The sequence below is a fragment of the Microbulbifer flavimaris genome, from assembly GCF_001641755.2.
Taxonomy (GTDB): domain Bacteria; phylum Pseudomonadota; class Gammaproteobacteria; order Pseudomonadales; family Cellvibrionaceae; genus Microbulbifer; species Microbulbifer flavimaris.
Genome location: NZ_LRFG02000001.1, coordinates 86,437 through 111,273 on the forward strand (window position 1 = coordinate 86,437; position 24,837 = coordinate 111,273).

Genomic DNA, 24,837 nt, shown 5'->3' on the forward strand with positions numbered 1-24,837 from the left:
CAATACAATCCGCTATGCCCGGTCAAGCTATTCCCTCTGCTTAATTCAGGTGCAACGGCTGGTGATTGCCCAGCATATAGCGGATGACATCCGTGGCATCCGTGAGCAGGCTGGCACCCGCGATCACCAGGTAGATAAAGACGTAAACGCGGAAAGGACCGGAATACTCGTCTCGCCAGAATTTTCCCAGCAGCCAGAAGTAAACGGGTGTCCAGAAAAGCAGGTGTGTCACCCCGAGTAGCCGGACATAACCCACCCAGTCATAGAGCCAGTTCATGGTGACGCCGGAAGCCACAAACGCCGCCAGGATCGCCAGGGCCTCGGGCCTGGCAGTGAAACCGCCCGTCGGCTTCTTCTTTAGGATAAAGAAAACCGCTGCCAGGTTGGTCAGGATCATCACCCGAAACCACAGGCGCAGCCACTCGGCTTCTGTTGCCGCGGCTGCAATCAGGTCCGGGGGCATGGTTTCATTCATGGGCCGTTACCTTGGTGGTTTACCGCAGTAAAGCACACTGACTGCTACTGTCGTGACCAGCCCGAACGGTCGGGCGCCCGATCACTCCCCGGTTGTACCCTGCCGATGACTATGCCGGCGCTGTCGTGGTGGCGATGACCCGGTTGATGGCGGCAGCCAGCTCGCCGGGCACCTCCTCCTGCAGAAAGTGCCCGGCCTGCGTCTCGGTCACCCGGGCATTGGGAAACAGCTCCTGGTTGCCATGCAGGGCGCGGCCGAGAATGGGATCGCGACAACCCCATACCAGTTCCACCGGACCGGCGAAGTTCCTCGCCCAGCGGTCCACCAGTGCCAGTTGTGCGATCGTCGGGTGCTCGAGCCGGGTGGGCACCATGCGCGCCAGTGCCAATGGCGCGGTCCGGTCGCGCAAATGGCGAAGGGGATACCGGTAGGCGCGCATTTCCGCTGGCCCGAGGCTGGCCGGGTTACCCTGTACTTTCGGCAGCATGGGCATCGGGAAATTGAACAGGCGAAAGGCCAGGTCGGAGATCACCGGGCGGTTGGCAAAGCGGTGGAAGGGCGTCACCCGCGGCGGTTTCGTCGGCAGCCGCAGGGAGGTGTTGGCAAAAACAGCTCCGGCAATACGTCCCGGGTTCAGCGCCGCGGCCAGGCCACTGATCGGCCCGCCCCAGTCCTGGCCCACGATCGTGATGTCCTGCAGGTCCAGTGCGCGGATCAGTTCCGAGAGCTGGTGCCCGTGAAATTCCAGGGTGTGAATGGCGGGGTCGCGCGGCTTGTCACTGAAGCCCATGCCGATCAGGTCCGGTGCGATGACCCGCACCGGCTGTTGCAGTAACTCCTGCATCACCTTGCGCCACAGGAAGCACCACATTGGATTACCGTGCTGCATCAGTACCGCGGGGCCGCAGCCCTCATCGATAAAGTGCATGCGGTAGTTGCCGCTGCTGAATATGCGGCGGCGGTAGGGCAGTTGCTCCGCCAGCCAGGCGGGCAGGGGCGGCGCTTCCGAAAACGGGGGCTGTTCCATCGCCGGACTCCTTGAGGGGCTCGTTGTCACTGTTATGCCGTCAGTGAGTCAAGCTAGCACGGTACAGGCGGCAGGTAGTTGACCGAATCGACGCCAGTGATAGACAAACAGGAATGCACCCCGGGTATGGGGTTGTATCCTTGTAATAGCCGCGAGGGCCCGCGAGCGCGCCGGTTAACTCCGGTCACTGCGCTCTTGCAGCAGGGCTAACAGCTTTGCAGTTCGGTCGGGGTCACCACCCGGGTGCGCTCGGGAAAGGGCAGTCAGTACGCTATGGCACACCACCGGGCAGTCCGGCAGCCAGCCAGCAGACCGTGCATCAACCTCTGCTGACGGTTAATTGTGTGGGTCTCTTGAGCCCTTTTGCGACGTCCTCACACCGCTCATGCCACTCACCACCGGGGTGGGGCTTTGTGCTACATTGCTCGCCCTGTTCCCACCGCCACACAGCGAGCACTCGCCATGAAACCCTGGATCGAACTCGGTACTGCCCAGATTCCCAATGGCGGCGGTGTGCTCACGCTGCGCCAGCGGGACCAGGAGTTCTCCATCTCCCTGTCCAGCCCCCGCGGCGAACTGATGAACAGCCGTCGCTTTAACAGCGAGCGCGAACTGTCGCTACTGGGCTGCACCCACCTGAAGCAACACAAGAACGCCCGTGTGGTGGTGGGCGGCATGGGCATGGGCTACACCCTCTCCGCCGCCCTGGAGGTACTGCCGGCCGATGCCGAGGTCATCGTCGCTGACCTGATTCCCGAGGTGGTGGAGTGGAACCGCGGCCCTCTGGGCGCCTGCGCCGGCCGGCCACTGGACGACAACCGCGTCGTTGTCCATATCGGCGACGTGACAGAGCTGCTGGAGAAGGGCGACAGCGACTATGATGCGGTGCTGCTGGATGTGGATAACGGCCCGGAGGGGTTGACCCAGAATGATAACAACTGGCTGTATTCCCTCGAGGGCACCAGCCGTATCTACGAGAGCCTGCGGCCGGGTGGCATGTTGGCGGTTTGGTCGGCGGGGCCAGATACCCACTACGTCAATAGACTCAGGAAGGCTGGCTTTGAGGTTGATGTGAAGACTGTACGCGAGCGCCCCGGCAAGGGGGCGCGACATACGATTTTCTTGGCAAAGAGAACATTGGCTTGATCCCCAAGGGCCAAAGAAGCTGCCGCCCTTTCTGGCGGCCTATCCGTACGGTTAGCTTTTCTTGCTTCTGCGGATATCCCTCACTAGGTAGGACTTGCCTAGGCCCCGCTTCAGCTCAAACAGGTCGATGGCCCGGAACAGGCTGCTCAGGTTCTTAAAACCGTAGTTGCGGCAGTCGAAGGACGTCCGGTTGGAGATGTTGGAGCCGACGGCGCCGAGTTCCGCCCAGCCCTCATCGTCCTCGGTGGCCTCGATGGCATGCCGCAGCAGGGTGATCAGCTTGGTGTCCGATTTGATGTTCTTGCGTTTCTCGCCGCTCTTTTCCTTGACCGCTTCGGGTTCGTCGAGGAAGAGAAACTTTGAACAGGCGTTCACGAAAGGTGGCGGTGCCTTGCGCTCGCCAAAGCCGAGAACCACCTTGCCTTCGGCCAGTGCTCTGGTCACCATCGGGGTAAAGTCACAGTCCGATGAAATGAAGCACATCACATCGATATCCTTGGTGTACATCACATCCATCGCATCGATCACCAGGGCGATATCGGAGGCGTTCTTGCCCTTGGTCAGATCGTATTGCTGCACCGGCTGGATGGCGTGTTCATGGAGCAAATCCTCCCAGGGTCGGAGCGTCGGTGACTTCCAGTTACCGTAGGCCTTGCGAATAGTGACCACGCCGTATTTGGCCACCTCGCTCAACACATCCTCGAACTTGCCTGCCGGGGCGTTATCCGCATCGATGAATAGCGCAATCTTCTGTTTGATTTCTTCCATTTTGAATCCATCGATGTATAAAGTTTAGGGGCGTTGTGCACGAACTCTCCCGGTTGTGCCTGGAGCAGGATCACGCTTCTCCATTGGCCCTGGCAATGATCCCGGGTACCAAATCAGCAGGAAACAGCGACTTGGACAAGTACTGCCGGCCGCCGGATTTGGCCACCAGAATGAGCCCCAGCTCGGTTTCAATGACGCGCTCTATATCAGGCCACGATAGCGCTGTTTGCGTATGCGCGCTCTGGGTGCGGATGCCGTCATCATCGACAGTTAACTTCACTTCACCGCCTGCACCCTTGCCCCACATCTGCCGTGCCAGCCACCAGGCGCGCCGGAATCGAATATGCAGCAGCTCCAGAATCGCCAAAGCGATCAGCAGGTAACTGGCGACCCTCGGCTGCTCGGTGAACGTTAGTAAGCCCGCCCCGGCAGAGAACAGTAATAGCGGGAACAGGTAGTTGGGCCTGGCGCCTTTACCGTGGGGTAAAGACTGGTCGAAACACTCGGCAAGGTATTCGCGGGAGAGCGTAAACTGGGTATTGAATGGTTGCACGGTAGCCACGGGTTGTTTTGGGTCGCCTGTCATGTCGGAAGTTATACCTTGCCGCAAGGATTGTCGAAAGATGTTTTGGGACCACTCCAATCTTGGCGGGCGGCTTTGATATCAAAAGTTTACCCTGACCCCAACGCTATCATTGATAGATGCCTGTACCCATGACAACGTCCATTTGGTCTTCACCCGCTCCCATGGAGAGGGGGATGGTTACCTGGATGTTGGACAGGCCCGCGTCCCTGAAGTGGCAGCGATATCCTCGCGGGTAAATCCGGTATCTTCGCCACCGCCTTCCTTCAGCCAGTCCCACTGCACCAGGTGACCACCTCTATTCAGCAGTCCAGCCAACAGCCCTACTGTTTCACGGCAGTTCGGGACAAATGCCAGGGCGGAGGAGGCGACTATGAGATCGAATCCCTCCTGGAGCTGCCGGTTCTGGTCGATCAGCTCCCGGGTCAGGCTGGAATGTATGGTATCGACATTGCCCAGTTGCTTGGCATCCAGTACGGCCAGCATTTTCCTTGAGGGATCGAGGGCGACGATACTGCCTGCCAGGGGAGAGAGGCGTTCAGTCAGCAGGCCCGTGCCGCAGCCGAAATCCAGGATCCGGGCGCCTTTGTAATCCAGGGTTTCGGTCAGGGACCGGAAAGCGCGCTCTGAATAGCTGATGACATCGCTATTGCTGTCCCATCCCTCGGCATAACTATCCCAGCTGTTGTCGGTCATTGCGGGCTGCTTCTCCAGTGATCAATGCGGGCGGAAGGGCGTTGCCAGTCGGTAAGGTGGGCAGAGGTAAAGCTATTGACAAATAGCTGTCATGGGCGGTGCTATGTGAAAGTTGCATCTGCCCCCGGTTATTCACCGTATTTTGCTGCCTCACTCAAGACATCCTCAAATTTGCCCACCGGGGCATTATCCGCGTCGGTGAAAAGTGCAATCCTCTGTCTGTTTATTCCATCCTGTATCCTCGATTATCCTGAAAAGGCGGGAGTGGTCTTTTTCGTATTTAGGTTTTTACTCTCTTGTCATATTTCCGGACAGCTAGTGCATAGGATTCTTCCAGGAGTGGGAGCAGGTTGTCGAAAGATTCCCGGTCAGGATTGAGAATGCATACCCATGACATCCAACCATAGACAGGGTGGGGCATGAGAGTGTTTAACTGTCGGAAGTTATGCCCGGTCTTAACCACACCGCCTGCTGCAGGCCTGGATGGTTTCGGGCCCAAAACAGATTCAAAGGTTGGCTTGGTGACTCCAAAGTTGAAGCGGTATACGCCCTTCCGGTCAAGACCTGAAGCCTGATCGTTTTCACCATCCTTTGCCTTGAGTGTGGCAAAGTAAACACCCCGGGGTAGATTTCTCTCCGGGTTGTAGAAGAATGACTGCTCGCCCCAGGCGTCAACGCTGATCACGCCACGATAATGATGGGAGATGTAGTTGGCAATCTCGTCTTTTTGCATGGTCTCGCAGTTTCTTGTGTTTGTTATCCGGGGCCTGTCTGTGGTTGCAGGTTCTGATTCAACCCTGAGACTTTAGGTTTGACGTCAGGCGCTTGGCATATCCTATTGTCCACTTATAAAAAAAGCGGGCATAACGCCCGCTTTCAAAACATCTCTTCCTGTGAGCGACTACTTTGTTGTAGTTGTCCTTACTTTCTTACTTCTTGGTTGTTCCCGTTACCACTGCAGCGCACCGCCGGTCTGGTATTCGATAACCCGCGTTTCGAAGAAGTTCTTCTCCTTGCGCAGGTCCATGATCTCGGACATCCACGGGAACGGGTTCTGGGCGCCGGGGAAGTGTTCCTTCAGGCCCAGCTGGCTCAGGCGGCGGTTGGCGATGAAGTGCAGGTATTCCTCCATCATGTTGGCGTTCATGCCCAGTACGCCGCGCGGCATGGTGTCGCGGGCGTAGGCCACTTCCAGTTCCATGCCTTCCAGGACCATCTGGGTCACTTCCTGCTGGAACTCTTCGGTCCACAGGTGCGGGTTTTCCAGCTTGATCTGGTTGATGACGTCGATGCCGAAGTTCAGGTGCATGGACTCGTCGCGCAGGATGTACTGGAACTGCTCAGCAACGCCGGTCATCTTGTTGCGACGGCCCATGGACAGGATCTGGGTGAAGCCACAGTAGAAGAAGATACCTTCGGTGACGGCGTAGAAGGCGATCAGGTTGCGCAGCAATTCCTGGTCGGTCTCCGGGGTGCCGGTCTTGAAGTTCGGGTCACTGATGGAGCCGGTGTGCGCGAGGCTCCATGCGGCCTTCTTGGCCACGCTAGGCACTTCGCGGTACATGTTGAACACTTCACCTTCGTCCATGCCCAGGGACTCCACGCAGTACTGGTAGGCGTGGGTGTGGATGGCTTCCTCGAAGGACTGGCGCAGGATGTACTGGCGGCACTCCGGGTTGGTGATGTGGCGGTAGATGGCCAGCACGAGGTTGTTCGCCACCAGGGAGTCGGCGGTGGAGAAGTAACCCAGGGAGTATTCCACGATGCGACGCTCGTCCTCGGTCAGACCCTCGGGGTCTTTCCACATGGACACGTCTTTGTTCATGTTCACTTCCTGCGGCATCCAGTGGTTGGCGCAGCCGTCCAGGTATTTCTGCCAGGCCCAGTCGTACTTGAACGGTACCAGCTGGTTCAGGTCGGCGCGGCAGTTGATGATGCGTTTTTCGTCCACCTGGATACGGGCGGCACCCATCTCCAGTTCCTCCAGACCCGGGGCGGGGTCCAGGTCGGCTACGGCGGCCCGTGCTGCTGCCACGGCGTCGGTTGCCGGCGCGGTGGACACAGTGGATTGGGCCGCGGGCGACGCCGGTGCGCTGTGGCTCTCGTAAGAGACAGCCGGTTCGGATACTTCTTGTTGCAGCGTTTCCGGCGCCGGTCGCGGTTCGGCGCTTTTCTTCGGTTGTTGTGACGGTTGTTCGAAGTCGTCCCAGCTAAGCATATTGTTGCCTTCCGTCTTTGAAACGTAAGAACGTTTTGTGTGTGTTCGAATGTGTTTTCGCTGCCCTCTGTGGGGCGCGATCCCCGAAATCTCTTGAGCACCTGAGCCAGTCCGCTGGCGCAACGCGCCAGCTTTCCGGTTCCTGTGAGAGGATTCTTTCTCATTTCGGCGCGGTAACTTCTGCGCCAGATCAATTGTGTGTTTTTCTTTTTGTTTCTTCTTAATTTTTCCGGCGCATGAGGTGCACCCGCACCCCGGTCTTTCTGTTCCCACCTTCGCTCCCCAGAGCAGGGCGGGGGACCGGGGCCGGTGCTGGTCTTGGCCGCTTACACGGTCTTGACGCTCTCCCCCGAGAGTTTTACTGACAGGCTTCGCAGTCCGGATCGTCCAGGGAGCAGGCCTGGGGCACTGCTGCCGGGGCCGGCTCTGCCGCCGGTGCGGCTGCTGCAGCGCTCGCACCGTTGCCACCGCTCGCACTTACCGCGTTCAGGGTGCCGCCGTTCACGGTGGATTTTTCCGTGGTGGTGGCAGCCAGGGCGCGCAGGTAGTAAGTGGTCTTCAGACCGCGGTACCAGGCCATGCGATAGGTCAGGTCCAGTTTGCGGCCGTCGGCGCCGGCGATGTACAGGTTCAGGGACTGCGCCTGGTCGATCCACTTCTGGCGACGGCTGGCGGCGTCCACGATCCAGCGCGGCTCCACTTCAAATGCGGTGGCGTACTTGGCTTTCAGGTCGGCCGGAACGCGGTCGATCTTCTGCACAGAACCCTCGTAGTACTTCAGGTCGTTGACCATCACCTTGTCCCAGAGGCCGCGATCTTTCAGATCGTGTACCAGGTACGGGTTCACCACGGTGAACTCGCCGGACAGGTTCGATTTCACGTACAGGTTCTGGTACGTGGGCTCGATGGACTGGGAAACCCCGGTGATGTTGGCGATGGTCGCGGTCGGAGCAATCGCCATCACGTTGGAGTTGCGCATGCCCTGCTTGGCTACTTTGCCGCGCAGGCTGTCCCAGTCCAGGGTGGAGCTGGTGTCCTGCTCGATAAACTGCTCGCCGCGGTTCTCCGCCAGGATCTTGATGGAGTCCAGCGGCAGGATGCCCTTGCTCCACAGGGAGCCATCGTAGCTCTGGTACTTGCCGCGCTCGGCTGCCAGGTCGCTGGAAGCGGAGATGGCTTCAAAGCTGATGGCCTCCATGGAGGTATCGGCAAACTTCACCGCTTCGTCGCTGGCATAGGAGATGCCGGCCTTGTACAGCGCGTCCTGGAAGCCCATCAGCCCCAGGCCCACCGGGCGGTGACGCATGTTGGACTGGCGCGCGGTTTCCACGGAGTAGTAATTGATGTCGATGACATTATCGAGCATGCGCACCGCGGTCTTCACGGTCTTGGCCAGCTTGGCCTGGTCCAGCTTGCCGTCTTCACCGATGTGCTGCGCCAGGTTGACGGAGCCCAGGTTACACACCGCGATCTCTTCATTCGCCTTGGTGTTCAGGGTGATCTCGGTGCACAGGTTAGAACTGTGAACCACACCGGCGTGCTGCTGCGGGCTGCGCAGGTTGCAGCTGTCCTTGAAGGTGATCCAGGGGTGGCCGGTTTCGAACAGCATGCCCAGCATCTTGCGCCACAGGTCTACCGCGCGGACTTTCTTGTGCAGCTTCAACTTGCCTTCGGCGGCCAGCTTCTCGTAGTGCTCGTAGCGCTCTTCAAAGGCGGTGCCGAACAGGTCGTGCAGGTCCGGGCAGGTGGCCGGGGAGAACAGGGTCCACTCCTTGTCCTCGAATACACGCTTCATGAACAGGTCCGGTACCCAGTTGGCGGTGTTCATGTCGTGGGTGCGGCGGCGATCGTCACCGGTGTTCTTGCGCAGCTCGAGGAATTCCTCGACGTCCAGGTGCCAGGTTTCCAGGTAGGCACAGACAGCACCCTTGCGCTTGCCGCCCTGGTTCACCGCCACCGCGGTGTCGTTGGCCACTTTCAGGAAGGGCACGACGCCCTGGGACTTGCCGTTGGTGCCCTTGATGTAGGAACCCAGGCTGCGCACCGGGGTCCAGTCGTTACCCAGGCCGCCGGCCCACTTGGACAGCATGGCGTTGTCCTGGATGGCGCCGTAGATACCGTGCAGGTCGTCCGGCACCGTGGTCAGGTAGCAGGAGGACAGCTGCGGGCGCAGGGTGCCGGCGTTGAACAGGGTCGGCGTGGAGCTCATGTAGTCGAAGGAGCTCAGCAGGTTGTAGAACTCGATCGCACGCTCGTTTTTGTTTTCTTCATTGTTGGCGAGGCCCATGGCGACGCGCATGAAGAAGATCTGCGGCAGCTCGAAACGGATGTCGTCGCTGTGCAGGAAGTAGCGGTCGTACAGGGTCTGCAGGCCGAGGTAGGTGAACTGGTGATCGCGCTCGCCCTTGATGGCCGCGCCCAGTTGTTCCAGGTCGAAGGTGGCCAGCGCCGGGTCCAGCAGTTCCAGCTCGATACCCTTTTCCACATAGGCGGGCAGGGCGGTGGCGTAGAGTTCTGCCATCTCGTGGGCGGTGGCGCGCTCGGCGACGCCCAGGAAGCGCAGTGCCTCGGAACGCAGCTTGTCCAGCAGCAGGCTGGCGGTGGCGTAGGTGTAGTTGGGCTCCTGCTCCACCAGGGTGCGGGCAGTGATCACCAGCGCGGTGTTGATGTCGTTCTCGGAAACGCCGTCGTAGAGGTTCTTCAGGGCTTCGTCGAGGATGGCTTCGCCGTTCACGTCCTTCAGGCCCTCGCAGGCCTCGCTGACGATGGTGCGCAGGCGCTCCATGTCCAGCGGGATCAGTGTGCCGTCTTCCTGCTTCACACGGATGCTGGGGTGGGCGTCGGCCGGTTGGGCGGCAGCGGCTTTCTGCTGCTCTTTCTCGGCGCGCAGGCGGGCGTGCTCCTCACGGTAGAGGACGTAGTCGCGGGCGATCTTCTGTTCACCGGCGCGCATCAGGGCCAGTTCCACCTGGTCCTGGATTTCCTCGATGTGGATGGTGCCACCGGAGGGCATGCGGCGGTTGAAGGTGGCGGAGATCTGGCCCACCAGCTCCTGCACTTTCTCGTGGATGCGGCTGGAGGCCGCGGCGGTGCCACCCTCGACGGCGAGGAATGCCTTGGTGACAGCGACGGAGATCTTGCTGTCGTCGTAAGGCACAACGGTGCCGTTGCGCTTGATGACGCGAATCTGGCCCGGTGCCGTGGCAGTCAATGAGGTGTTGCCGGCCTGTTCCTTGGTAGTGCCCTGTTTTTCTGTAGGCACGGACTGAGAGCGCCCTGTCTCTGTGTGCATGAAGATCTCCGCAAAAAAGATATGTACTGTTGTTGTTCCGCTGCTGCCCCTGTGGACAGCGCCCCCCGAACGGCGGCCGATGTTTGCGGCACGGGTCCGTCGTTTTGCCAGTGACGCCGCGGCGTAGCCGGAAGCCACTGGTATACAGGCCGCCTGATGGCCGGATTTCCCCCCGAAGGTCTACCGGCCTGTGCCTGCGGCGGAGAATCCTTTCCGCCTGTTTACCTCTGAAATCGCTTGGATAAGCTGCGTCTGACTGTTGGCGCCAACTGCCGGGTGAGAGACCCGAGACTGTGCAGTGCGCCAGGCCGGATTGTGTGCCACCAGCGTTGGGGCTGTTTCCGGCTCGCACCCCAATATATTGGGGTAGCTGCTCGACTGGGCAACAAGATAATGCGGTAAGGGGCCTAATTCAAGGCGAATAAGTCTGTGGTTTTTTGTGGATAACTTGTGGGGATTTGGTGAACGTCAGTAGTTACTCGGGCGCCAGCGCCCGCCGTTACTGGGGGTGGTTAAACCCTGTACAGGCTGTTAACAGCCGTCGGGATTTCTAAGAATTTTTTTTAATAGTTACGGCCCCTTAAATTAACCAGAGCAATAACCATTTTGCTCTGTACAGTCCTTGAGCAAAGGGGCGTCAAAATGGCGCCAAAGTACAATAAAAAATGCGCACTGCTTAATTTGTGAGCGGCGCGCATTTTTGTTGGCCTGGTTAAAAAATCAGCGACTGTTTTCCTGCAGGAACTCCATCAGTGCCTTCTGCGCGTGCAGGCGGTTTTCCGCCTCGTCCCAGACCACGGAAATGTTCTCGTCTTCCAGCAGCTCACCGCTCACTTCCTCGCCGCGGTGAGCGGGCAGGCAGTGCATGAATACGGCGCGTTCGTTGGCGTGGCTCATCAGTTCGTGATCCACGAGGAAGCCCTCGAAGGCCTTCATGCGCACCGCCTGTTCCGTCTCCTGGCCCATGGAGGCCCAGACGTCGGTTGCCACCCAGTCGGCGCCGCGCACGGCGTCCACCGGCTTGCGCACGATGGTGACGCGATCACCGGCGGCGGCGAGGACGTTCTCGTCGGGCTCATAGCCTTCCGGGCAGGCAATACGCAGCTCGAAGTCGCACTGGCGGGCGGCATTGATATAGGAGTTACACATATTGTTGCCGTCGCCCACCCACGCCACCACCTTGCCGGCGGGGCTGCCGCGGTGCTCGACATAGGTCTGGATATCCGCCAGCAGCTGACAGGGGTGAAAGCTGTCGGACAGGGCATTGATCACCGGCACCCGCGAGTAAGCGGCGAAGCGCTCCAGCACGTTGTGGCCGAAGGTGCGGATCATCACCATGTCCACCATGCGGGAAATCACCCGGGCGCTGTCCTCGATCGGCTCGCCGCGACCCAGCTGGGTGTCACGGGGGGAGAGGAACAAAGCGCTGCCGCCCATCTGCGCCATACCCGCCTCGAAGGAGACCCGGGTACGGGTGGAGGACTTCTCGAAGATCATGCCCAGCACCTTGTCGCGGAAGGGCTCGGTGGCGATGCCCTGGTTGCGCAGGGCCTTGAGTTCGATGGCGCGTTCAATCACAGCGTCCAGTTCTTCCCTGGACAGGTCCATCAGACTGAGAAAATGTCTTGTGGCCATGGTGTTTCCCCTTAATTCAGGCCGTTTCCCTAGTAAATTGTTGAATCAGTGCACTGACGGTTGCGGTAATCTCCGCACACTCTTCATCAGTGATGGTCAGTGGCGGTAACAGGCGGACCACACTACCGGCAGTAACATTGATGAGCAGGCCGGCCTCCCGGGCCCGCTCCACCAGCACCCCGCAGGGGCGGTCGAGTTCGATACCGATCAGCAGGCCGAGGCCGCGGATTTCTTTTACCGCGGCACAACCGGTCAGCGCCTCGCGCAACTGTACCAGTAGTTGCTCGCCGAGTGTTGCCGCGCGTTCAATCAGTTGTTCCTGTTCCAGCGTTTCCAGTACCGCGAGCCCGGCGCGACAGGCCAGGGGGTTGCCGCCAAACGTGGAGCCGTGGGTGCCGGCGGTAAACAGCTGTGCTGCTTTTCCCCGCGCCAGGCAGGCGCCGATCGGCACACCGTTGCCGAGGCCCTTGGCGGTGGTGACCACGTCCGGTAACAGGCCATTGTGCTGGTAGGCGAAGAGCGCGCCGCTGCGGCCGTTGCCGGTCTGGATTTCGTCCAGCATCAGCAGCCAGTCGCGGTTGTCACAGATTTCCCGCAGACGCTTGAGATAGCCCGGGGCGGGTACGCGGATACCGCCCTCGCCCTGTACCGGTTCCACCAGTATGGCGACGATATCGTCGTGGGCCACGGCCATTTTCTCGATGGCGGCCACATCGTCGAAGGGCACACGCAGGAAACCCTCCGGCAGCGGGGCAAAGCCGGCCTGCACCTTTTCATTGCCGGTTGCCGTCAGGGTGGCGAGGGTGCGGCCGTGGAAGGCGTTCTCCATCACCAGGATTTTCGGTACCGGAAATCCGCGCTCGTTGCCCAGCCGCCGGGCCAGCTTGATGGCTGCTTCATTGGCTTCGGCACCGGAGTTGGAGAAGAACACATTGTCCATGCCGGACTGGGAGACCAGCTTTTCCGCCAGCTGTTCCTGAGCGGGAATGTTGTACAGGTTGGAGACATGCAGCAGGGTGCCCGCCTGGTCCTGGATCGCACCGGTTACAGCAGGGTGGCAGTGGCCGAGTCCGCACACGGCGATACCGGAGAGCGCGTCCAGGTATCGTCGGCCGGCGTCGTCCCACACATAGCTTCCCTCTCCGCGGACCAGCGTCAGGGTCCGCTCTCCATAGTTGTGCATCAGTGCGGGCGTGGCCACGGTACGTCTCCTCTATCAGAACGGGCCTGGACGATCGGGGCCGCAGAAAGTGCGGAATGGGCGCTGTTGTCCAGCAGTTTCCCCGGCAAAGCGGGCAATACTAGCATAAGGTGAGTGTCAGGCCAGCGAATGCTGCTGGTGAGGGCCCGGCTTTCGTACCCGGCTACACACTAGGGTACAATGCCGCCCTGCGCGCAGCTGCCCAGCGCCGGTGCCGCGCCCGAACGCATCTAACGGTCCCATTACCCGAGGTTAGTCTTCCCTATGGATACACTGGAGAACATCAAGCAGCAGATCGCCGACAACGCCATTCTGCTCTATATGAAGGGCAGCCCCAACGCACCCCAGTGCGGCTTTTCCATGCGCGCCTCCCAGGCATTGATGGCCTGCGGCAAGCGTTTTGCCTATGTGGACGTGCTGTCCAACCCGGATATCCGCACCGAGCTCCCCAAGTTCGCCAACTGGCCGACCTTCCCGCAGCTGTGGGTGAAAGGCGAGCTGGTCGGTGGCTGTGACATCATCATGGAAATGTATGAGAACGGCGAGCTGAAGACCCTGGTCGACGAGGCGGCAGCTGAGAGCGAGGGCGACGCGGAGTAACGCGAAAGCGCCGAACGCCGAAACAAAAAAACCGCGGTCATACCGCGGTTTTTTTATGGCCGGAATCTGTTGTATTCAACGGCTCCCGGGGACTGCAAAAAACTTATTCGTCGGAAGCTTTTTCCATCTGCGTCTGCAGGTAGTTCTGCAGGCCCACCTTGTCGATCAGGCTCAGCTGGGTCTCCAGCCAGTCTACGTGCTCTTCCTCGGAATCGAGAATTTTCTCCAGCAGTTCGCGGCTGCCGTAGTCCCGCACAGATTCACAGTAGGCGATGCCGTCACGCAGATCTGGAATGGCCTTGGTTTCCAGTTTCAGGTCACACTCGAGCATTTCCTGGGTGTTTTCACCGATGTACAGCTTGCCCAGGTGCTGCAGGTTGGGAATGCCCTCGAGGAACAGGATGCGCTCGATCAGCCAGTCGGCGTGCTTCATCTCGTCGATGGACTCTTCGTACTCCTTGTCCGCCAGTTCCTTCAGGCCCCAGTCCTTGAACATGCGCGAGTGCAGGAAATACTGGTTGATGGCTACCAGCTCGTTGCCCAGTGCTTTGTTCAGGTGTTCGATGACTTTGGGATCGCCTTTCATAGCTGTTGCTCCTTTGGGCCCGGGAGAAGCTGCAGGTTTGCAGAGACTACGCCGGAATTTTCTGTGCTTCTGTTTTTGAGAATCGGTCTCGGGGATTGCGCTTAACTGGTCCTGAAATAATAGGGCCGGAGTCGCTTTGACGGTCGAGTTTGCGGTGACGTCCCGGCCAAGTCAAGCGTGGATGAAAACAACAGCAGGGCCATGAAAGTGCAGTTTTTTACGGGAATTTTCCCGGTAAAAACAACGAGAACGATTGTTGTTTAGATTGGTTGGCTTTGCGATCTCTTGTGTGGCCCGGGCGCGACAGGTGGCTCAATGTTGGGAGAGCCGGTAGCGAATCGAGGTGATTTTCTCTTCGGCGGCCGTGCGATCAAATTTGTCCTCGACGCTGATGGCCATATCTTCTCCGAGCCGGTCCAGGTAGGCATTGAACGCGCGGATGTCGTTTTCCCGGGTGCAGACATTGGCGAGGTCACTGAGCGCATTCAGCAGGTGAAGCATGACCACGCCGCTTTCGCGGCCGTACTCGCGGATCTCATCAAAGGCGGCATCCAGCAGGTCGGCAAAGTGCAACACTGTGGTGACAAGGCGCAGCACGCCTTTCTCATCGTGGAAACAATTGGGCAGCTCAGGGCGTTGCAACACTTTGCCGAGACCATCCACCAGCCGGTCGATACAGGAGTAGGCGGTGAACGGGTCGTTGATCCCGGGGGACAGGGCGCGCACGGCGATCTGTGCCAGTTGGTGCACGGAAAAAACCACATCCTGTTCGGCGGTGGGTAATGCGCCAAGGCTCATGCTGTCGTTGATGGCGGCGCTGATTTCGTCGCTATCCAGCCGCCGGGGCGGTTCATAGATCCGCGCGACCCGCGACCAGTGATTGATAAAGCTGCCCGGGTGCCAGTCCATGCGAATGCAGCAGTCGTGCTTTTCAGCCCAGTTCACCAGGGCGGACTTATCCATGGCCAGCAGGTAGCCGCTCTCCCGGGTAAAGACACTGAGAAAGTTGTCCCCCAGTCGTAGTTTTTCCGGCGGATAACACTGCACCCGTTTGTCGAATTTACGTTCGCTGGGATAGTGCTCATCGATGGCGGCACTGAATTCCCTGTTGATATGGAAGGTGACATTGTCCACCTGGATGGACAGGGCCACGTTGTGGATGAAATAGATCAGGAAGCCGATGCTGATCACCGAGAGCACCACGGCAGTGTGCACGGCGAGATCGTGGTTTCGGCCTTCGTCGGTGATGGCATTGATGCCGCGCAGCACCATCAGTGCATAGATAAAGGTGGCCAGGAAAATACCCAGTGCGGCCTGGGTGCCGCGGTCCCGCATAAAGTTGCGCACCAGCCGCGGCCCAAACTGGTTGGATGCCAGGGTCAGTGCGACAACAGTGATGGAGAACACGGTGCCGGCCACGGTAATGGTGGAGGCGGCGATGGTGGTGAGCAGGGAGCGGGCGCTGTCCGGGTCCTGCAGACCCATCCAGCCCAAACCGGGTAGGGTGCTGAGTGTTGTTACCTTGTCGAGGTACAGCATCAGCTGCGCCAGTCCCATGGCACCGGCGATCATCAGCGCCGGAATCATCCAGAAGCTGCCGCGCATCCGCTCGCCGATGATCAATAGCTTGTGGTGCATGCCAGCCCTCGTCGAATGCCGGGCCCGGAGTGCAGTCGGAGCAGAGGCCCATTGCAGGGTAAAGATCAGGGCTTAAAGATAGGCCAGCGCAGTTGGCTTTGCGCGCGTTAAGCGAAAGGGCAGGGGATTCAGTGCGATCGGGGCTGAGGGGGATAGGGCGCCGATCATCTCGGCGCCGGACAGGCACATCCGGCCCTGGATCAGGACGCGGAGTAGAAGAGGCCGTTGTTGCTGGCTGTCATCATGCCGGCACCCATGGTCTCTTCGATGATTTCCTGGGTCAGCTCGGCACAGCGGCCACATTGCGAGGACACGCCCAGCTGGCGGCGCAGAGCACGCACGGAAGTGGAACCGTCGTACACGGCTTCCTTGATCTGGCGGTCAGTGATGCCTTTGCAGATACATACGTACATCTTCTTCTACTCAACCTTGGCGCTGGATCGCCCAAAACATGACTTACATGGATCGTATTGAAATTGAGAATGATTGTCAACAAGATTCGCTGCGGTCACTAAATAGTCTAGGCGGGTAGATGCTGACTTGCAGGTCAGTGCTGCCGATGAGGTTTCTGGCGGCGCAACCAGCGATCGAGAGACAGTTGAAGACCCGGGGGGAGGAGTGCCAGCATTGCGCTCCGTTGTGCTTTAGCGGGTTGGCGATTCTGGCTTGTAGGCCGGTTCGCGGAGCGAAGTGGCAATGACCGGCTACTATCGACCCGATATAAAAATTTAATGGGACTCATCTGAGGCCCTGTGTATCATAGCGGACCACTATTGCACCTGATTTTGCTCATAGCGATTGTATATAAAGTAATCGCTATGGCATCTGTTTGATTAACCCATCATTGGAACGAGGAGGTTCTCATGGCAGTTCTGGTAGGTAAGCCGGCACCGGACTTCACCGCTGCAGCGGTACTGGGCAACGGCGAGATCGTTGAAAACTTCAACCTGAAAGAAGCCATCAAGGGCAAGAAAGCGGTTATTTTCTTCTACCCGCTGGACTTCACCTTTGTGTGCCCGTCTGAGCTGATCGCTTTTGATCACCGCTTTGAAGAGTTCAAGAAGCGTGGCGTAGAGGTGATCGGTGTTTCCATCGATTCTCAGTTCTCCCACAACGCCTGGCGTAACACCCCGGTGAACGAGGGCGGTATCGGCCCGGTTCAATACTCTCTGGTTGCCGACGTGAAGCACGAAATCTGCCAGGCTTACGACGTTGAGTCCGAAGGCGGTGTTGCTTTCCGTGGTTCCTTCCTGATCGACGAGGAAGGCGTTGTTCGTCACCAGGTAGTCAACGATCTGCCGCTGGGCCGTAACGTAGACGAGATGCTGCGCATGGTTGACGCCCTGGCGTTCCACCAGGAGCACGGCGAAGTTTGCCCGGCAGGCTGGCAGGAAGGCGACAAGGGTATGAACGCTTCCCCGGAAGGCGTTGCCGCTTACCTGAGCGAAAACTCCGACAAGCTGTAAGTCGTCTGCGGCCATCCGGTCGCCGATGGCGGCGGGGCATTTTGCCCCGCCTCAGCAGAAACCGCCGCAAGGCGGTTTTTTTGTTTCTGCCTTTTGCGTCCGGGGGTTGGGTGCCAGTCGCACGGGTGCAGTGCGCTGGCGCGAGTTTGCACTTACAATGTGAACTGGTAACGATGCGGGTGGCGGGAGAATTTTTCGGCGGCCTGCTAGTCTTAGTACATTACAGTGTGTTGCCATGGCGGCGCGAAGTACGGCATGAAGACTCTATCTTTCCTCACCTTGATCGCAACCGGACGCCTGACAGGCACCCGGTACTGCACCCTGATTCTGGCGCTCTTCTGTGTCTGGACGCCCGTGCGCGCGGCGGATGTGCAGTCCAAGGCCAAACAGTTCGATCGCTACTTCCGCCAGTTGCTGAAGGAAAAGGAGATTCCGGGCGGTGCCTATGTGATTGTTGACGGGAACCAGGTGGTCGCCATGGACACCTACGGCGTCCGGCTCCGCGGCAAGAAGGCCAAGGTGGATGCGCATACGGTGTTCCGGCTGGCGTCGGTCTCCAAGACTTTTGCCGGCAGCATGGCGGCGGTGCTCGCACATGAGCAAGAGTTTGACTGGCGCGACCGCGTGGTCAACTTTGTCCCGGACCTGCGTTTCAAGACCCCGGCACTGTCGAAGGAGCTGAAAGTAGAGCATCTGCTCAGCCACTCCTCGGGCCTGACACCCAATGCGTACGACAACTACCTTGAGGACGACAAGCCCCTCAGCAAGATCCTGCCCAAGTTCGCCAACATCGATCCCCGCTGCAAGCCCGGCAAGTGCTATGGCTACCAGAATGTGCTGTTCAGCCTGATCGAGGACGTGATCCTGCAGACCACCGGTGTGAGCTACGATCGACAGCTCAAGGATCGCTTTTTTGCTCCGCTGAAGATGGAAGATGCCTCTGTGGGCTGGGAAAGCTTTATGGCATCTGACAACCGCGCTGCCCCGCACGTGCAGACAGGCCGGGGCTGGCGGGCGGTCAAGGTGGAGCGCGAATACTATTACGCGGCGCCCGCTGCCGGGGTGAATGCCAGCATCTCCGACATGGCCCAGTGGCTGAAGGCACAAATGGGCTACTACCCGAAAGTCCTTTCTCCAAAGGTGATCCAGGACATCACCACCGAGCGGGTGGCGACCAAGCGCCATATGCGCCACCGTATCTGGCGTGACCACCTGTCCCACGCCGGTTATGGCCTGGGCTGGCGGCTGTACACCATGGGGGATGATCGCATCATCTACCACGGTGGCTGGGTCGCAGGTTTCCGCGCTGCGGTAGCCTATTCCGAGAAGCAGAAGATTGGTATCGCCATCCTGATGAACGCGGAATCCCGCGCGATCGCCGACCTTACCGCCAACTTCGTGATTGATATCACTGGCAACGGCAAGCTAGCCACGGCGATGGCCAACAAATAAGTCCCGGCATTCGTGTACCCGGCTCACCCTTGTGCTCGTTGGCTGACTGTTGGGCGGCCGGCTACCGGGGCTGGGGCTTCAAAACCGCATGAATACCTCCCTGTAGCTCTGTCGATGCCGTCCCTAGCATCGACAGTTTTGAATCCCCAGCCCCGGTAGCCGGCCTTCACCATGTGGTCAGGAACGGTTTTTCGCCGTGAATCCATCTGGCTTCCCATCGTCTCAACGCCAGTGCGGACCCTCCGCTGAGGCACGGTGGCCGGTGCGCGCTTTCGAAACCGTCCGCGCCAGGGACGGCGCGGCCGGAGCTACAGGGATGTATCCATGCGTTTTCGAAAGCGCGCACCGGGTGCCGTGCCGCCCCGGAGCGGGATAGAAGCATCCCAGTGCTCGAGAGCAGCCCTTGAAACCCCGCAAGCGGCCCCTATATCTGGTCCCTGTTCCGAATGAAGTGTATGGGGAGACCAATTTATGACCGTTGAGGCCCACAAAGAGAGCCACGGTTTCCAGACGGAAGCCAAGCAGCTGCTGCACCTGATGATCCACTCGCTCTACTCCAACAAGGAGATCTTCCTGCGCGAGCTGGTATCCAATGCCTCCGACGCCGCTGACAAGCTGCGCTTCGAAGCCCTCTCCAAGCCCGAATTGCTGGAAGAAGATCCCGATCTGCGCATCCGCATCGAGTTCGACAAGGATGAGGGCACCATCAGCATTACCGACAACGGCATCGGTATGAGCCGCGATGAGGTGATCGAGAACCTGGGCACCATCGCCCGTTCCGGCACCGCCAGTTTCATGCAGAACCTGACCGGCGACCAGAAGAAGGACGCGCACCTGATCGGTCAGTTCGGCGTCGGCTTCTATTCCGCCTTCATCGTGGCCGATCGGGTCGAGGTATTTACCCGTCGTGCGGGCGCCGATGCCGATCAGGGCGTGCACTGGGAGTGCAGCGGCGAGGCCGAGTACACCGTGGAAAACGTCGAGTGGCCCAAGCGCGGCACCCGCGTGGTGCTGCACCTGAAGGACGACGCCAAAGAATTTGCCGATGGCTGGCGCCTGCGCTCCATCATCAAGAAATACTCCGACCACATCGCCATTCCGGTCGAGATGCTCAAAGAAGAAGCGCCGGTGGCTGAAGGAGAAGAGGAAAAGGAGAGCAAGGCGCCTGAATTCGAGGCAGTCAACGCCGCGCAGGCCCTGTGGACCCGCTCCCGCAGCGACATCAAGTCCGAGGAGTACAGGGAGTTTTACAAGCACATCGCCCACGACTTCGACGATCCGCTGACCTGGAGTCACAACCGCGTCGAGGGCAAGCTGGATTACACCAGCCTGCTGTACATCCCCAGCCGCGCACCGTTCGACCTCTACCAGCGCGATGCCGCCCGCGGCCTGAAGCTGTATGTGCAGCGCACCTTCATCATGGACGATGCCGAGCAGTTCCTGCCGCTGTACCTGCGTTTCGTAAAGGGCGTGCTCGACTCCAATGACCTGCCCCTGAACGTTTCCCGCGAGATTCTGCAGAAGGACCGCAATACCGACGCCATCAAGAGCGCACTGACCAAGCGTGTGCTGGACATGCTGGGCAAACTGGCGAGCAAAGACGCTGATGAATACCAGAAGTTCTGGGACCTGTTCGGCAATGTGATCAAGGAAGGCCCCGCAGAGGATTTCTCGAACAAGGAAAAGATCGCCAAACTGCTGCGTTTCTCCTCCACGCACACCGATGAGCCGAAGCAGGACCAGTCCCTCGAGGATTACGTGGGTCGCATGCAGGAAGGGCAGAAGTACATCTACTACGTCTGCGCCGACAACTTTGCCACTGCCAAGTCCAGCCCCTACCTGGAGGTTTTCCGTAAAAAGGGCATCGAGGTGCTGCTGCTCACCGATCAGATCGACGAGTGGTTCGTCGGCCATATGACCGAGTTCGACGGCAAGCCGTTCCAGGACGTGGCTAAGGGCGCCCTGGACCTGGGTGAGGCCGAGAGTGACGAGGACAAGGCCGAGCGCGAAAAGGTGGAGGAGCAGGCCGGCGCCCTGGTGGAGCGGGTCAAGGAAGTGCTCAAGAATCGTGTCGAGGAGGTGCGTGCCACCACCCGGCTGGTGGACTCGCCCGCGTGCCTGGTGGTCAGTGAGCAGGACATGGGGCCGCAGATGCGCCGGATTCTCGAGCAGGCCGGTCAGGCACTGCCGGAAGCCAAGCCCATCTTCGAGGTCAACCCGTCCCACCCGCTGGTGCAGCGACTGGACCAGGAGCAGGACGAGGACCGCTTTGCGGATCTCACCAACATCCTCATGGACCAGGCCAACCTGGCGGCGGGCAACCAGCTGGCAGACCCGGCGGACTATGTCCGTCGACTCAACGCACTGCTGCTGGAGCTGAACAGCTGAATGCAGTGAGCAGTAGTGAGGGCGGCCACGGGCCGCCCTTTTTTTGTCCGTCAGATCACCAGCGGATCCATTGGTGAAAATTTACGCGAACGTCCGGGAAAAGCCGGGCTGCTGATCGGGAAATGAGCGAAGTTCGCACTTTTTTCGTTGGTTCATTGGGCTGCCCGGCGGGGAGCTCTATAATCCGCCCAACAACGACAACTTTCCCCTGACTTACCCTGGGCCTCTATGACACAGACGGAAACTTCATCGCCCGTTTCTATTGCCGTACTGGGCGGCGGCAGTTTCGGTACCGCCATTGCCAATATTGTTGCCGGTAACGGACACGACACCCGCCAGTGGATGCGCGACCCGGAAAAGGCCGCCAGCTGCCGCAAGCTGCGTGAGAACACCTTTTACCTGCCGGGGGTCCCCCTGCATCCGGAATTGAACATCACCAGCGATCTCGAGCAGGCGGTCAGCGGCTGTGGCATCGTAATTGTGGCGATTCCCAGTAAATCCTTTCGGCAGGTGGTCAAGACGGTAGCGCCGATGCTGGCGCCGGGCACCATGCTGATCTCCACCACCAAGGGCATCGAGCACGACAGCTTCCACCTGATGAGCGACATTCTGCTGGAAGAGACCAGCGATATGCGGGTGGGGGTGCTGAGTGGCCCGAATTTTGCCAAAGAGATTGTCGAGGGGCATTACACGGCCACGGTGATCGCCAGTGAGCATGAGGAGCTCTGCAAAACCATCCAGAGTGTGCTGCACTCCGAGACTTTCCGCGTTTACTCCAGCAATGATGTGTTTGGCGTGGAGCTGGCGGGGGCGCTGAAGAATATCTATGCCATCGTCACCGGCATGGCCAAGGCTCTGGGGCGGGGCGGTAACACCACCAGCCTGCTGATTACCCGCGCGCTGGCGGAGATGATGCGCTTTGCCGAGGCGATGGGGGCGGATCCCATGACATTTATCGGCCTCGCCGGTGTCGGTGACCTGATCCTTACCTGTTCCTCAGACCTGAGCCGCAATTACCGGGTCGGATACCTGGTGGGTAAAGGTATGCCGCTGGAACAGGCTATCGCAGAAATCGGTCAGGTCGCCGAAGGTGTCAACACTGTCAGGCTGATCAAGCGCAAGGCGGATGAGCTGGGAGTCTACATGCCCTTGGTTTCGGCAATTCACGCCATATTATTTGAAGAGCGCCCAATTCCCGAGGTAATCAGGGACCTGATGTCCGGCGCGCAAACTTTTGACGTGGCCTACTCGGCCAAATCTTGATGGTGATCACACATGGATAATGAAGAACTGAAGAAAAATATCTCCTCCGGCAACCAGTGGATGCGTCTGCTCTACATGGTGCTTTTTGTCATTCTGCTGGAGATTGCCGGCGTGGTCATGCTGGCGGTGATCGTGCTGCAGTTCCTGTTCGCACTGCTCACTGGCAGTGCCAATGACAACCTGCGCCGGCTGGGGGACCAGATTGCTTCTTACGTGTACCAGACTCTGCAGTTTTTGATCTACAACTCTGAGGAAAAACCTTTTCCGTTTTCCGAGTGGCCCGAGTCTGAGGTAGAGGACCTGTCCGGCTACGAGAGCGCCGAGGAAGTGGAAGGTGAAGTCGTTGCCGAGGCTGAGGCCGACGAGAGCAAGGCTGGTAATAAGGACGACGACAAGAAAGCCAAGGGCGCTGGCGCCTACGTGCCGGTCGAGCTAGACGCCGAGGAGGTGGAGAAGGCCGCCGAGGACGTTGAAAAGGAAAGCGACAGCAAGAAAGCGGGCAAAAAGTCGGGCAAGAAGGACGAGTCTGGCGACAGCGACAAGGGCTGACTGACATCCCGACTGGAGGTAAATGTGAAGCTAATGATTTTGCGCCACGGTCAAGCGGAACCGCATCGTGGTGACGATGCCTCCCGGGAGCTTACCGAGCGCGGTCGCGAGCAGGTTGCTGCCGTGTGCCGCGCCCGCGCCACCGAATTGTCTGAAGTGCGCGCGATCTGGGCGAGTCCGTTTGTGCGCACTCAGCAGACGGCTGAAATTGCGTCAAAGCAACTGGGGCTGCCCGTCAGGACCGAATCCATTCTGGTGGGGGATACGCCGCCGGGCGAGGTGCTTGATGCGCTGGCTTCCGCTGATGATTTCCCGATCCTGCTGGTCAGCCACCAGCCGCTGGTAGGCAGCCTGGTCAACGGGTTGTGTGGTAGCGGCAACCAGCATCCAATGGGCACTTCCTCCCTGGCCTGCCTCAGCGCCGAGGTGTGGGCCGATAACTGTGCCGAGCTGGAGTGGCTGCAGCACGCCCAGTAACAACCGGGTTCTCCTTTTTTTCCGGCCCCTTTAGACCAACACCGCTGAGCAGACCGGTCATTGTGGGTCCGCAGCACCGCTGGCAGCATGGCGGTTCCCTGTTGCGAGCCGTTTAGTCATGTCTGAGATTTTCCGGGAAATCACCCTCGAGTTTGATGGTCGCACCATCGCCGCCCGTCGCTATGGCAGCGAGGGTGGTGAGCCGGTGCTGGCGCTGCACGGCTGGCTGGATAATTGCGCCAGCTTCGCCCGTCTGGCGCCGCTACTGGACGGACTCGACCTTGTTGCCGTGGATATGGCCGGACACGGCCGCAGCTACCACCGTTCCGGAGATGCCAACTACAACATCTGGGAAGAGGTCGAGGATGTGATTGGCATCACCCATGCACTGGGCTGGCGTCGTTTCTCCCTGCTTGCACACTCTCGCGGTGCTGTCGCTGCCATGCTGACAGCCGGTGCCTTTCCGGACCGGATCTGTCGCCTGGCCCTGATCGACGGGCTGGTGCCGCCACCGGCAAAAGGGCAGGAGGCGCCGGAGATCCTGGCGCGGGCTATCGCCCAGCGGGCCCGCTACGGGCACCGCAAGCCGCGGGAGTTCGCCTCGCTGGACGATGCGGTGGAAGCGCGCAAAAACGGCATGTTCCGCCTGTCGACCCACGCCGCCCTGCTGCTGGTGCAGCGGGGCACCCGCGACCAGGGGCAGAGTCTCACCTGGAGCAGCGATCCGCGCCTGATGGCCACCTCCACCGCCAAACTCACCAATTCGCAGGTGCGGGCCTTCCTCGACCGCGTCACCATGCCTGTGCGGCTGGTGCTGGCCACCGATGGGATTCCGGACATGGTCGAGCGGATGGAACCGCTGCTGGCGGGGCGTGACAATATTGCGGTGCGGGAAATGGAGGGTGGCCACCATCTGCACATGGAGGAGGGGGCCTCTGAAATTGCAGAGTGGTTCGGGCCTTTCCTGCGCGGAGGTGAGTCCGGGGCGAATTAGAACGGCAGGCGTTTTGAATAGCAGCCGGAGTCGATCTCCCGGACTTCAACTGTCACTGCCGGGACGCCCTCGGCAAATTGGCACAATGTATTGAAGACGGTGGAACTGAGTGTCTCCCGGTCGCGCTCGCTGCGGCCCTCGAACAGGCGCACTTCCGCGTGGATAAAACTGCCGCCTTTTTCACCGGCGATAAAGTGGCGATACGGCATGGCGCGGGTCTTGATTGTGTGGGGCGCGAACAGGCCGGAGCGATGCATGGCTTCTTGCGCAGCGCTTACCAGGGCGGGGATGGAAATCGATTCCTCTAGGTTTTCGGCGTATTCGATAACCAGGTGGGGCATTGTCGTCAATCCTTGAAAAAGAGGCTCTCTGGCGGCGCATCC

General features: G+C 59.7%; 23 protein-coding genes. 9 read left to right on the forward strand and 14 right to left on the reverse strand.

The features are described 5' to 3' along the window. Window positions 1-40: 40 nt before the first annotated feature. Together AWR36_RS00370 and AWR36_RS00375 are read right to left on the reverse strand one after the other, a co-directional pair. Window positions 41-475: a hypothetical protein gene (locus AWR36_RS00370; protein WP_141398444.1), complete on the reverse strand. Its 435-nt coding sequence runs from the start codon at window positions 473-475 to the stop codon at window positions 41-43. Window positions 476-584: 109 nt separating this feature from the next. After that, window positions 585-1,502: an alpha/beta fold hydrolase gene (locus tag AWR36_RS00375; protein ID WP_067079624.1), complete on the reverse strand. Its 918-nt coding sequence runs from the start codon at window positions 1,500-1,502 to the stop codon at window positions 585-587. A gap of 462 nt (window positions 1,503-1,964) precedes the next feature. On the opposite strand from AWR36_RS00375, the gene AWR36_RS00380 reads away from it, so the two are divergent. Then, complete coding sequence (locus tag AWR36_RS00380) at window positions 1,965-2,648, forward strand: spermine/spermidine synthase domain-containing protein (RefSeq protein WP_067079625.1); 684 nt, start codon at window positions 1,965-1,967, stop codon at window positions 2,646-2,648. 51 nt (window positions 2,649-2,699) lie between these two features. Here AWR36_RS00380 and AWR36_RS00385 read toward each other — a convergent pair whose 3' ends face one another. The 8 genes from AWR36_RS00385 to AWR36_RS00420 all read right to left on the reverse strand — a co-directional run bounded on the left by AWR36_RS00385 (window position 2,700) and on the right by AWR36_RS00420 (window position 13,041). Then, window positions 2,700-3,416, reverse strand: coding sequence for an NYN domain-containing protein (locus tag AWR36_RS00385; RefSeq protein ID WP_067079626.1), 717 nt, complete (start codon window positions 3,414-3,416; stop codon window positions 2,700-2,702). A gap of 70 nt (window positions 3,417-3,486) precedes the next feature. Further along, window positions 3,487-4,002, reverse strand: coding sequence for a YcxB family protein (locus AWR36_RS00390; protein WP_231745200.1), 516 nt, complete (start codon window positions 4,000-4,002; stop codon window positions 3,487-3,489). A gap of 177 nt (window positions 4,003-4,179) precedes the next feature. Continuing rightward, a complete protein-coding gene (locus AWR36_RS00395; RefSeq protein WP_197409205.1) occupies window positions 4,180-4,695 on the reverse strand; it encodes a class I SAM-dependent DNA methyltransferase in 516 nt (171 codons plus the stop codon). Window positions 4,696-4,975: 280 nt separating this feature from the next. Further along, window positions 4,976-5,428 (reverse strand): DUF6194 family protein, encoded by a 453-nt coding sequence (locus AWR36_RS00400; protein ID WP_067079627.1) that lies wholly within the window; start codon window positions 5,426-5,428, stop codon window positions 4,976-4,978. Between the two features lie 216 nt (window positions 5,429-5,644). Further along, complete coding sequence (locus AWR36_RS00405) at window positions 5,645-6,913, reverse strand: ribonucleotide-diphosphate reductase subunit beta (protein ID WP_067079629.1); 1,269 nt, start codon at window positions 6,911-6,913, stop codon at window positions 5,645-5,647. 358 nt (window positions 6,914-7,271) lie between these two features. Next, complete coding sequence (locus AWR36_RS00410; protein WP_231745201.1) at window positions 7,272-10,205, reverse strand: ribonucleoside-diphosphate reductase subunit alpha; 2,934 nt, start codon at window positions 10,203-10,205, stop codon at window positions 7,272-7,274. A gap of 720 nt (window positions 10,206-10,925) precedes the next feature. Continuing rightward, window positions 10,926-11,840: an ornithine carbamoyltransferase gene (gene argF, locus AWR36_RS00415; RefSeq protein ID WP_067079630.1), complete on the reverse strand. Its 915-nt coding sequence runs from the start codon at window positions 11,838-11,840 to the stop codon at window positions 10,926-10,928. Window positions 11,841-11,856: 16 nt separating this feature from the next. Further along, on the reverse strand, window positions 11,857-13,041 hold the full coding sequence (locus tag AWR36_RS00420; RefSeq protein WP_176491078.1) for an acetylornithine transaminase: 1,185 nt from the start codon (window positions 13,039-13,041) through the stop codon (window positions 11,857-11,859). A 264-nt stretch (window positions 13,042-13,305) separates the two neighbouring features. Here AWR36_RS00420 and grxD point away from each other — a divergent pair, with 264 nt between their 5' ends. Next, on the forward strand, window positions 13,306-13,641 hold the full coding sequence (grxD, locus tag AWR36_RS00425) for a Grx4 family monothiol glutaredoxin (protein ID WP_067079632.1): 336 nt from the start codon (window positions 13,306-13,308) through the stop codon (window positions 13,639-13,641). Between the two features lie 103 nt (window positions 13,642-13,744). Here grxD and bfr read toward each other — a convergent pair whose 3' ends face one another. The 3 genes from bfr to AWR36_RS00440 form a co-directional block, all read right to left on the reverse strand. Continuing rightward, window positions 13,745-14,227 carry a bacterioferritin gene (gene bfr / locus AWR36_RS00430; protein ID WP_067079634.1) on the reverse strand — a complete coding sequence of 161 codons (483 nt, stop codon included), beginning with the start codon at window positions 14,225-14,227 and terminating at the stop codon, window positions 13,745-13,747. A 312-nt stretch (window positions 14,228-14,539) separates the two neighbouring features. Next, complete coding sequence (locus AWR36_RS00435) at window positions 14,540-15,865, reverse strand: DUF2254 domain-containing protein (protein WP_067079635.1); 1,326 nt, start codon at window positions 15,863-15,865, stop codon at window positions 14,540-14,542. Window positions 15,866-16,065: 200 nt separating this feature from the next. Continuing rightward, window positions 16,066-16,278 carry a bacterioferritin-associated ferredoxin gene (locus AWR36_RS00440; RefSeq protein WP_067079637.1) on the reverse strand — a complete coding sequence of 71 codons (213 nt, stop codon included), beginning with the start codon at window positions 16,276-16,278 and terminating at the stop codon, window positions 16,066-16,068. A 450-nt stretch (window positions 16,279-16,728) separates the two neighbouring features. On the opposite strand from AWR36_RS00440, the gene AWR36_RS00445 reads away from it, so the two are divergent. The 7 genes from AWR36_RS00445 to AWR36_RS00475 all read left to right on the forward strand — a co-directional run bounded on the left by AWR36_RS00445 (window position 16,729) and on the right by AWR36_RS00475 (window position 24,454). Further along, entirely contained in the window at window positions 16,729-17,331 is a 603-nt protein-coding gene (locus AWR36_RS00445) for a peroxiredoxin (RefSeq protein ID WP_067079639.1), read from the forward strand. A 255-nt stretch (window positions 17,332-17,586) separates the two neighbouring features. Next, window positions 17,587-18,783, forward strand: coding sequence for a serine hydrolase domain-containing protein (locus AWR36_RS00450; RefSeq protein WP_082679307.1), 1,197 nt, complete (start codon window positions 17,587-17,589; stop codon window positions 18,781-18,783). A 471-nt stretch (window positions 18,784-19,254) separates the two neighbouring features. Further along, complete coding sequence (htpG, locus tag AWR36_RS00455; RefSeq protein ID WP_067079640.1) at window positions 19,255-21,171, forward strand: molecular chaperone HtpG; 1,917 nt, start codon at window positions 19,255-19,257, stop codon at window positions 21,169-21,171. Between the two features lie 228 nt (window positions 21,172-21,399). Continuing rightward, window positions 21,400-22,434: an NAD(P)H-dependent glycerol-3-phosphate dehydrogenase gene (locus tag AWR36_RS00460; protein WP_067079642.1), complete on the forward strand. Its 1,035-nt coding sequence runs from the start codon at window positions 21,400-21,402 to the stop codon at window positions 22,432-22,434. 12 nt (window positions 22,435-22,446) lie between these two features. After that, window positions 22,447-22,983: a DUF4389 domain-containing protein gene (locus AWR36_RS00465; RefSeq protein WP_067079644.1), complete on the forward strand. Its 537-nt coding sequence runs from the start codon at window positions 22,447-22,449 to the stop codon at window positions 22,981-22,983. Between the two features lie 33 nt (window positions 22,984-23,016). Then, window positions 23,017-23,460, forward strand: coding sequence for a SixA phosphatase family protein (locus tag AWR36_RS00470; protein ID WP_067104388.1), 444 nt, complete (start codon window positions 23,017-23,019; stop codon window positions 23,458-23,460). A 118-nt stretch (window positions 23,461-23,578) separates the two neighbouring features. Continuing rightward, window positions 23,579-24,454, forward strand: a complete 876-nt coding sequence (locus AWR36_RS00475; protein WP_067079648.1) for an alpha/beta fold hydrolase — start codon at window positions 23,579-23,581, stop codon at window positions 24,452-24,454. Here the strand turns inward: AWR36_RS00475 and AWR36_RS00480 are convergent. Next, window positions 24,451-24,795, reverse strand: a complete 345-nt coding sequence (locus AWR36_RS00480; RefSeq protein ID WP_067079650.1) for a 5-carboxymethyl-2-hydroxymuconate Delta-isomerase — start codon at window positions 24,793-24,795, stop codon at window positions 24,451-24,453. The two genes, AWR36_RS00475 and AWR36_RS00480, sit on opposite strands and share 4 nt — an antisense overlap. Between the last annotated feature and the right edge of the window lie 42 nt (window positions 24,796-24,837).

Bases quoted from the DNA above. Each gene is read 5' to 3' on its own strand.
- AWR36_RS00370 (WP_141398444.1), bottom strand. From the start codon at position 475: ATGAATGAAACCATGCCCCCGGACCTGATTGCAGCCGCGGCAACAGAA.
- grxD (WP_067079632.1), top strand. From the start codon at position 13,306: ATGGATACACTGGAGAACATCAAGCAGCAGATCGCCGACAACGCCATT.
- htpG (WP_067079640.1), top strand. From the start codon at position 19,255: ATGACCGTTGAGGCCCACAAAGAGAGCCACGGTTTCCAGACGGAAGCC.
- AWR36_RS00405 (WP_067079629.1), bottom strand. From the start codon at position 6,913: ATGCTTAGCTGGGACGACTTCGAACAACCGTCACAACAACCGAAGAAA.
- AWR36_RS00395 (WP_197409205.1), bottom strand. From the start codon at position 4,695: ATGACCGACAACAGCTGGGATAGTTATGCCGAGGGATGGGACAGCAAT.
- AWR36_RS00390 (WP_231745200.1), bottom strand. From the start codon at position 4,002: ATGACAGGCGACCCAAAACAACCCGTGGCTACCGTGCAACCATTCAAT.
- AWR36_RS00440 (WP_067079637.1), bottom strand. From the start codon at position 16,278: ATGTACGTATGTATCTGCAAAGGCATCACTGACCGCCAGATCAAGGAA.
- AWR36_RS00385 (WP_067079626.1), bottom strand. From the start codon at position 3,416: ATGGAAGAAATCAAACAGAAGATTGCGCTATTCATCGATGCGGATAAC.
- AWR36_RS00450 (WP_082679307.1), top strand. From the start codon at position 17,587: ATGAAGACTCTATCTTTCCTCACCTTGATCGCAACCGGACGCCTGACA.
- argF (WP_067079630.1), bottom strand. From the start codon at position 11,840: ATGGCCACAAGACATTTTCTCAGTCTGATGGACCTGTCCAGGGAAGAA.
- AWR36_RS00460 (WP_067079642.1), top strand. From the start codon at position 21,400: ATGACACAGACGGAAACTTCATCGCCCGTTTCTATTGCCGTACTGGGC.
- bfr (WP_067079634.1), bottom strand. From the start codon at position 14,227: ATGAAAGGCGATCCCAAAGTCATCGAACACCTGAACAAAGCACTGGGC.
- AWR36_RS00465 (WP_067079644.1), top strand. From the start codon at position 22,447: ATGGATAATGAAGAACTGAAGAAAAATATCTCCTCCGGCAACCAGTGG.
- AWR36_RS00400 (WP_067079627.1), bottom strand. From the start codon at position 5,428: ATGCAAAAAGACGAGATTGCCAACTACATCTCCCATCATTATCGTGGC.
- AWR36_RS00445 (WP_067079639.1), top strand. From the start codon at position 16,729: ATGGCAGTTCTGGTAGGTAAGCCGGCACCGGACTTCACCGCTGCAGCG.
- AWR36_RS00410 (WP_231745201.1), bottom strand. From the start codon at position 10,205: ATGCACACAGAGACAGGGCGCTCTCAGTCCGTGCCTACAGAAAAACAG.
- AWR36_RS00435 (WP_067079635.1), bottom strand. From the start codon at position 15,865: ATGCACCACAAGCTATTGATCATCGGCGAGCGGATGCGCGGCAGCTTC.
- AWR36_RS00375 (WP_067079624.1), bottom strand. From the start codon at position 1,502: ATGGAACAGCCCCCGTTTTCGGAAGCGCCGCCCCTGCCCGCCTGGCTG.
- AWR36_RS00470 (WP_067104388.1), top strand. From the start codon at position 23,017: ATGATTTTGCGCCACGGTCAAGCGGAACCGCATCGTGGTGACGATGCC.
- AWR36_RS00480 (WP_067079650.1), bottom strand. From the start codon at position 24,795: ATGCCCCACCTGGTTATCGAATACGCCGAAAACCTAGAGGAATCGATT.
- AWR36_RS00380 (WP_067079625.1), top strand. From the start codon at position 1,965: ATGAAACCCTGGATCGAACTCGGTACTGCCCAGATTCCCAATGGCGGC.
- AWR36_RS00475 (WP_067079648.1), top strand. From the start codon at position 23,579: ATGTCTGAGATTTTCCGGGAAATCACCCTCGAGTTTGATGGTCGCACC.